Source organism: Eubacterium coprostanoligenes, assembly GCF_900167205.1.
In the GTDB taxonomy this organism is placed as follows: Bacteria; Bacillota; Clostridia; order Oscillospirales; family Acutalibacteraceae; genus Eubacterium_R; species Eubacterium_R coprostanoligenes.
This window is the reverse complement of the sequence record NZ_FUWW01000027.1, coordinates 1-7,389: the sequence shown is the minus strand read 5'-3', so window position 1 is coordinate 7,389 and position 7,389 is coordinate 1. Positions and strand designations below refer to the sequence as shown.

General features: G+C 36.6%; 7 protein-coding genes and 2 tRNA genes. 5 read left to right on the top strand and 4 right to left on the bottom strand.

Features of this window, described 5'->3' with window-relative positions:
- The first annotated feature begins 77 nt into the window (after nt 1-77).
- The 3 genes from ychF to B5D29_RS08305 all read left to right on the top strand — a co-directional run bounded on the left by ychF (nt 78) and on the right by B5D29_RS08305 (nt 2,186).
- The gene (ychF, locus tag B5D29_RS08315; protein WP_078769099.1) at nt 78-1,172 is read left to right on the top strand and encodes a redox-regulated ATPase YchF; all 1,095 of its coding nucleotides are present in this window, start codon (nt 78-80) and stop codon (nt 1,170-1,172) included.
- A 132-nt stretch (nt 1,173-1,304) separates the two neighbouring features.
- Entirely contained in the window at nt 1,305-1,868 is a 564-nt protein-coding gene (locus B5D29_RS08310) for a sigma-70 family RNA polymerase sigma factor (protein WP_078769098.1), read from the top strand.
- Between the two features lie 42 nt (nt 1,869-1,910).
- A complete protein-coding gene (locus tag B5D29_RS08305; RefSeq protein WP_078769097.1) occupies nt 1,911-2,186 on the top strand; it encodes a zinc-ribbon domain containing protein in 276 nt (91 codons plus the stop codon).
- 56 nt (nt 2,187-2,242) lie between these two features.
- On the opposite strand, the gene B5D29_RS08300 is transcribed toward B5D29_RS08305, so the two are convergent.
- From B5D29_RS08300 to B5D29_RS08285, 4 genes are all read right to left on the bottom strand, one after another.
- The gene (locus B5D29_RS08300; RefSeq protein ID WP_078769096.1) at nt 2,243-3,589 is read right to left on the bottom strand and encodes an ABC transporter permease; all 1,347 of its coding nucleotides are present in this window, start codon (nt 3,587-3,589) and stop codon (nt 2,243-2,245) included.
- Nucleotides 3,576-5,291 carry a COG1361 S-layer family protein gene (locus B5D29_RS08295; RefSeq protein WP_078769095.1) on the bottom strand — a complete coding sequence of 572 codons (1,716 nt, stop codon included), beginning with the start codon at nt 5,289-5,291 and terminating at the stop codon, nt 3,576-3,578. The genes B5D29_RS08300 and B5D29_RS08295 overlap by 14 nt, the downstream gene beginning before the upstream one ends.
- Nucleotide 5,292: 1 nt before the next feature.
- Entirely contained in the window at nt 5,293-6,000 is a 708-nt protein-coding gene (locus tag B5D29_RS08290; RefSeq protein WP_078769094.1) for an ABC transporter ATP-binding protein, read from the bottom strand.
- Nucleotides 6,001-6,205: 205 nt separating this feature from the next.
- Nucleotides 6,206-6,296, bottom strand: a tRNA-Ser gene (locus B5D29_RS08285).
- 163 nt (nt 6,297-6,459) lie between these two features.
- On the opposite strand from B5D29_RS08285, the gene B5D29_RS08280 reads away from it, so the two are divergent.
- Nucleotides 6,460-6,548 (top strand) — tRNA-Ser (locus tag B5D29_RS08280).
- A gap of 79 nt (nt 6,549-6,627) precedes the next feature.
- Complete coding sequence (locus tag B5D29_RS08275) at nt 6,628-7,167, top strand: DUF6512 family protein (RefSeq protein ID WP_078769093.1); 540 nt, start codon at nt 6,628-6,630, stop codon at nt 7,165-7,167.
- Nucleotides 7,168-7,389: the final 222 nt, after the last annotated feature.

Genomic DNA, 7,389 nt, shown 5'->3' with positions numbered 1-7,389 from the left:
TATATTAATACTTGTAAAAATAATTTATTTGTTATATAATATTGCAGAATAAAATTAGATAAGAGGGAGTTTATAATATGAAATTAGGAATGGTTGGATTGCCTAATGTAGGAAAAAGTACTCTTTTTAACGCAATCACAAATGCGGGTGCACAAAGTGCAAACTATCCTTTTTGCACAATTGAACCAAATGTAGGTATGGTAAGCGTGCCGGATGAAAGACTTGACAAACTTGCAGAAATGTACAATCCGGACAAGTTTACACCTGCAACAATCGAATTTGTTGACATTGCAGGTCTTGTAAAAGGTGCAAGCCAGGGCGAAGGTCTCGGCAACAAGTTTCTTTCACACATTAGAGAAGTTGATGCCATTATCCATGTTGTAAGATGCTTTGAAAATGACGACATCACCCATGTTGACGGCAGCATTGACCCTGCAAGAGATATTGAAACAATCAATCTTGAACTTGTTCTTTCTGACCTCGACATTCTTTCAAGACGACTTGACAACAGAAGAAAAGCAATGAAGGGCGACAAGAAACTTGCCGGTGAAGTTGAATTTCTCGAAAGACTTGTTAAGGAAATGGAAGAAGGCAAAACTGCAAGAGCTTGCGAAATTTCTGACGAAGAAAAGGAATATCTCAAGGATGTTTCTCTTCTCACTATTAAGCCTGTGATTTACGCTTGTAATATGGGTGAAAACGATTTTGTTGACGGAATTGACAACAACAAATTCTATAACATAGTTAAAGAAATTGCAGCAAAAGAAGGCGCAGAAACATTCCCTATTTGTGCAGAAATGGAAGCACAAATTGCAGAACTTGATGCTGACGAAAAGGAAATGTTTCTTGAAGATATGGGACTCGAAAAATCAGGTCTTGACCGTTTGATTAAAAAGAGTTATTCCCTTTTAGGTCTTATCAGCTATTTGACCGCAGGCAAACCTGAAGTCAGAGCTTGGACAATCAAAAAAGGGACAAAAGCTCCACAGGCAGCCGGCAAAATCCACACCGACTTTGAGCGTGGATTCATCAGAGCGGAAGTTGTTTCATTTGATGACCTTATGGCTTGCGGTTCAATGACCGTTGCAAAGGAAAAAGGACTTGTCAGAAGTGAAGGCAAGGAATATGTAATGAACGACGGCGACATTGTTTTGTTTAGATTCAATGTATAAAATCCGACAACAAATATTTAAATAATATAATAACCTTATTTCTTTTTAACAAAAGTTGTTGACAGGTTTAAATATTTAGTTTATTATTATAATATATATAAGTGTTAATTATAAAGTGATACGGGAGGACAAATGGCTGATATAAACAAAAAGTCGGACAAAGAACTCCTCACTTTACGCAGAAATGAAAATGTTACTAATGAGCTGATTAACAGATATAAGCCGATTGTTGAAGCAATCGCAATGAAGTACATCAACTCCCCTCTTGAAAAGGACGACCTCGTTCAAGAAGGTATGATAGGTTTGTTGGCGGCAATTAACTCTTACAGAGAAGAAAAAGGCGCATCATTCAGCACCTATGCAGGACATTGCATAAATAATTCTATTCAGTCGGCACTCAAAAAGGTATCTCGCCTAAAAGATATACCCCAATCAAATATTGTGTCGCTCGAAGAAGATTATATAAACGATGTTGTGCACCTCAGTGCAGAGGACGAATATCTCGCCAAAGAAAGCGTATCAACCTTAAGCACAGTGCTTTATGAAGAATTGTCAAGCTTTGAAAACGAAGTCTTAAGACTTTACATCGTCGGATGCTCATACAGCGAAATTGCTGAAAAGCTCGACAAAAACACAAAAGCTATTGACAACGCCATACAGCGTATTCGTAAGAAACTCGAAGGAGTTACTTTTTGAATAATAGCCCCAAGGCAAAATTTTAGAGAGGTAGGATGAAACATGTACGAAGACAAAACATTAGTGTGCAAGGATTGCCACAATGAATTTATTTTCACCGCAGGAGAGCAAGAATTTTATGCTGAAAAAGGTTTTGTAAATGAACCACAGCGTTGTAAGGCTTGCCGTGACGCCAGGAAACAAGCGTCTAAAGCTCCAAGAGAAATGCACGACGCAACTTGTGCAGAATGCGGAAAGAGCTGCAAAGTTCCTTTTAAGCCAACTGACGGCAGACCGGTATATTGCAGTGAATGCTTTGCTAAAAAAACAGAAGCATAATTCATTATACACATCAAAAAAAGTCCACCAAACGGTGGGCTTTTTCTTGTTAATATTTAGTTTTGAATTGCGGTCAAGGCACTAACCTTAACAGATTTTTTGGCAGGTGAAAGACCTGCAAGAATACCGATTCCCGCTGAAATTACAACACCGCAAAGAGCAAGCCATGGCGGAATATAAGACAAAGTAACCTTTACATCCGCACCCATTCCTAAGAATGAATCTCCGCCCATATGATTCATAACCGCTTGTCCTATTAGATTTGCCGATATTGAAACGATATAACTGATTACAACTGCAATTGCACCGCCAATGCCGCCGATAATGGCAGCTTCATAAAGGAACATAGCTTTAATATCCTTAATTTCGCAACCGATAACTTTGAGAATACCGATTTCCTTTTGGCGTTCAAAAACAGACATAACCATTGTGTTGCTGATACCAAATGATGCAACGAACATTGAAACCGCACCGATTGCACCCAAAACAAGCTGAACAACTTTCATAACCTTTTTAGAGCTTTCGAGAGCCTCGTCATCAGTTGAGCACGAATATCCTGCATTTTGGAGGGTTGTTTTTACATCATTAACCTTACTTGAATCATCAACATATACAGAAATACTGCTGTATGTAAACTTGTCTTTTCTTGTCGAAGAAGACATCATTTGACTTTCTTCAAAAAGTCTTTTTGCCAAGTCCATACTAATAAATACAGAATATTGTGAATCATAATCCGATGATGAACTCGGTTTTAGAACGCCTGAAACTTTAAGTTTTTGCTTGTTGCCGTATTTTGTGGTTGAATCCGTGCCGGATCCGTCGTCACCTGATTTTGAAGAAATGAAGAATGAATCTTCCATAGCATCAATATCACAAGAGGAAAGCTCATAGTTTTTATCGTAAGAATAGTTTACCTGATTTCCCTGTGCATCCTGAAAATTTGTTACGGAATCCTTACCAAAGAAAGCACAGTTAGGATTATTAACACCTGAAAAGTTACCGCTTTTGAGTTTATAGCCGAGTGCTTCCATTTGAGAAAGGTCAATGCCGTAAATAGTTCCGGTATATCTGTATTTACCGCAAGTAATTGATGCGTTATTGTAAATCATAAACATCGGAACAACCGTTTTTACACCATCAATTTTCTCAAAATATTTAACAGCCGAATCGTCAAACGGAAGTGGTTTTCCGTTTTCGTCATCTGATGAATACACATAAATTTTTGTAAGTTTAGAATCACTCTTGTATTGGTCGGTAATCATTTTGTCGATACCAAGACCGATTGAAAGCATAATAATGATAGCACAAGCACCGACAACAACACCGCAAATTGTAAGGATAGTTCTTGTCTTTCTATTTTTAAGGTTCTGCCAAGCAATTGCAATAAGATCAGATTTCTTCATTAAAATCTACCTTACCTTTCTTATTGTGCTTTTTCTTTTTCTTAACAATAACAGCCACAATTACAACTGCACCTACAACACCTGCAACAACACCGATAATCACCTTTGTTTTACTGCTTGATGAATCATCATCCCCTTTGTCATCAAGTGTATCAGTCGGGTCTGTTGGGAACGGATCGGTATAATCTTCTACATGAACTTTAAAGGTTTGCTTAATTCTTTTCTTATCGGCATTATCATTTTCATATTCAAACACCAAAGTGAGTTTATAATCGCCCGGTTCATTCATTGTAATCGGCAAATTATAGTTACTTGAATACTGTGCACCGGCTTCAATTGTGCCGATATAAGATGAGTTAAGTTCTGTGCCTGATTCGTCAACAACTTTGATGCTGCCATTGTTAAGCACTGTTTTACCTGTATTTACAATGCTGAATGCACAGTCGGTTTCATCACCTGTATTGATTGTTTTGTCGGCAAGGTCAATACTTGTGAACATTACCTTGTCAGGCTGAACAACAGGAACACTCATTGTCAAATCATCAGTTCCCGATTGCTTCTGACCGCCCTCTATATATTCATACGAAATAGATGCTGTGATTGGATGAACGCCTGATTGTGCAGTGTTAAGGCAATTAAACTTCTTTGAAACAGTAACGGTTGAATTTGGATTGATGTTATTAACAGAAATTGTGTCAGTTCCGTCAGCAACAACAAATACATCACCGCCTGAAAGTTTGATAATTACATTCTTTGCCTTAATGCTTTTTGAATTATTTTTAATTGTAAAGTTAAGAGTGAACTTTTTACCGCCTCTGATAGACTTGTTTCCGTAATTGAAGCTACCTACAACAAGTCTTGGAGTGAGAGAAACAGAAGAATCATGCTTCTTTGCAGCAGTTTTTACAGTAAATGTTGCTTCAGCTGTTCCCTGTTCTGTTGCCCCTGCTTTTACATATTCATATGTAACGGACAATGAAATAGGATGATAGCCCGATGATGCAGATTTATTGCAAATAAGTTTTTTAGAAAGTTCTGCCGTTTTATTTTTGCCTATACCGCTTTTATAAATTGTATCGCCACTGCTAACAATAGTAAAGGCATCACCGCCGTTAATTTTTACATTAACATTTCTTACATCATAAGTGTTACTTTTATTTGTAATATAGAAATTAAAATTGAACTTATCGCCCGCTTTAATATCTTCATCAAATTTATCATATGACATAACAAGAACAGGAGTATTTCCGTTAACGGTTGAATTTGATGTTGTCATAACGCTATAATTTGCTTCTGCTGAACCGTCTCCGTTCATTTCAGGACCGGAATATGAAAAACTGCAAGATACCGAAATAGGATGTGAGCCGGCAGTAGTTTCATTATTACAAATGAAGGTTTTGCTGACTGTAACAGATGAGCTGAATGCCGAAACATATTCTGTGTCAGATCCCTTATAGACAGAGAATGCATCGCCACCGGAAAATTTGAATGATGCATCGTCAATATATTGACCTCTTGTACTTGAGGCTGTAACAGTGAAAGTAAAAATATCACCCGGTTTAATTATAGTTTTATCAACAGTAAAATTAGAAAATGTAACCTTTGGAGCAATCGTCTGTTCAGCAGCAAAAGCAGGAACTTGAACGCTTAAAGCCATAATCATTACAATAAAAACTGATAAAATACCTTTTAATTTTTTCATATTAGTTCTCCATATTTCTTCTATATTCTTTTGAAACGACTTTACCGTCGCTAATGTTAACAATAATATCGGCATATTCCGCAACGCTTTTATCATGAGTTACCATAATAACAGTATTATGTCGAGTATCAACAATATTTCTGATAAGTTCCATAACCTCTTGAGTGGTATGGCTATCAAGGTTACCTGTCGGCTCATCCGCAAAAATAATGCTTGGGTCGGTTACAAGCGCCCTTGCAATGCCGACTCTTTGCTGTTGACCGCCACTCATTTCGGTTGGTTTATGCTTATATCTTTTTTCAATTCCGACAAGTTTAAGCATCTCAAACGCTTTCTTTTCCCTCGTCTGCTTATCAACGCCTCTAAAACACAGCGGAAAAGCCACATTTTCAAGTGCCGTAAGCGTTGGCAAAAGATTATACGCTTGAAAGATAAAGCCTGTGTATCTTTGTCTAAATTTTGTAAGCTGTGCCTCTGTCAATTCATCAATTCTAAATTTTCCGATTTGAACCTCACCTTTGGTCGGTCGTTCAAGTCCCGCAAGCATATTCAAAAGTGTTGATTTACCCGAGCCGGATGTGCCAAGAATGGCAACGATTTGTCCTCGCTCAATCTCAAGATTTACATCGTCAAGAGCCTTAATGGTTTCATCACCGACAGCATAATATTTCGACAAATTTTTTGTTCTGATAAGTATATCCTTTTCCATAATTTGCCTCACTTAGTTTTTCTACCATAATAATAGCATAAAAAACTTTTATGTCAATAAGTTTTGCAAATCTTAACAAAAACTTTATTTTATATTGATAAACAAAAAATATAAGTAAAAAATCTACACATATTATATATGGATTAGTCAGAGTTCTCATCTCTCACAAAAATAAAAAGAAGCCTTAAAATTAAGACTTCTTTCTTGGCGCAGAAGGAGAGATTCGAACTCTCGCGTCGGTTTCCCGGCCTACGCCCTTAGCAGGGGCGCCTCGTCACCAGCTTGAGTACTTCTGCGTGTAACTTGGTTTTTACCTGTCAAGTTGTTGCACCTCAGTGCAGAAATTACTTTATCATATAAATGCCAAAATGTCAAGTAAAAAAACAAAATAAAAAAGATTTAAAAAAATGCTTGACATTTCATTCCTGTTATGATAATATAGCAAAGCATTCGAGTTACGCAGAGGTATCGAAGTGGTCATAACGAGGCGGTCTTGAAAACCGTTTGGGTTCACGCCCACGTGGGTTCGAATCCCACCCTCTGCGCCATAGCAGACTGTCAATTGGCAGTCTGTTTTTTTATATAATAATTTATATATTTATATCATATTATATTATTGGTGATATAATGAACAAAAAAGTACTTCGACTTGAAATATTTGGATTTATTTTTACTTGCGCTATCGGAACTCTAATGCACTTTGTTTTTGAATGGAGTGAAAATAATCCCATTGTCGGTTTGTTCTGCCCTATTAACGAAAGTGTATTTGAACACTTAAAGATGTTATTTTTTCCATATTTAATTTGGACATTTATAGAAGCAATAAAACTATCGCAAGACAAATTCAATGTATACACAGCAAAACTAATCGGAATAACATCGGGAATGTTAATTACACTTGCAGTATTTTATATTTCTGCCGGAATGTTTGGCAGATATTTTGAAGTTGTAAATATTGCAAGTTTTTTTATAGGCATAATGTTTGCATATATAATTAGTTATAATATAATAAATTATTCTAAAGGCAAAGGTTTAATCAACGGAATATCATTTGCTTTATTAATAATAATTGCTATCATTTTTATATTTTTTACACTATCCCCCGCTCACATTCCATTCTTTTTGGATTTAAAAACTCAAACATACGGTATCACAAAGCAACATTAAGTTGCTTTAGACTGTCAATAAAGCTGCTGAAACACGCCGAAATATAATCAACCGAATTATACCTCCCATTGACGCAAGAGGAGGTGGCAACACGAAGTGTTGACGATGAAGTTTAAAAAAATGCTGTAAGTATCGAACTTACAGCATTTTTGGCGTTTTTCGTTTTTTGCGAACAAGCGGTACCATCGTACAGCAAAGTTCGCAAGAAAACGAAATTCAGAA

What these genes read in the sequence shown, in the direction of transcription:
- ychF (WP_078769099.1), top strand. Translation starts at nt 78, where the DNA reads ATGAAATTAGGAATGGTTGGATTGCCTAATGTAGGAAAAAGTACTCTT.
- B5D29_RS08290 (WP_078769094.1), bottom strand. Translation starts at nt 6,000, where the DNA reads ATGGAAAAGGATATACTTATCAGAACAAAAAATTTGTCGAAATATTAT.
- B5D29_RS08305 (WP_078769097.1), top strand. Translation starts at nt 1,911, where the DNA reads ATGTACGAAGACAAAACATTAGTGTGCAAGGATTGCCACAATGAATTT.
- B5D29_RS08275 (WP_078769093.1), top strand. Translation starts at nt 6,628, where the DNA reads ATGAACAAAAAAGTACTTCGACTTGAAATATTTGGATTTATTTTTACT.
- B5D29_RS08310 (WP_078769098.1), top strand. Translation starts at nt 1,305, where the DNA reads ATGGCTGATATAAACAAAAAGTCGGACAAAGAACTCCTCACTTTACGC.
- B5D29_RS08300 (WP_078769096.1), bottom strand. Translation starts at nt 3,589, where the DNA reads ATGAAGAAATCTGATCTTATTGCAATTGCTTGGCAGAACCTTAAAAAT.
- B5D29_RS08295 (WP_078769095.1), bottom strand. Translation starts at nt 5,291, where the DNA reads ATGAAAAAATTAAAAGGTATTTTATCAGTTTTTATTGTAATGATTATG.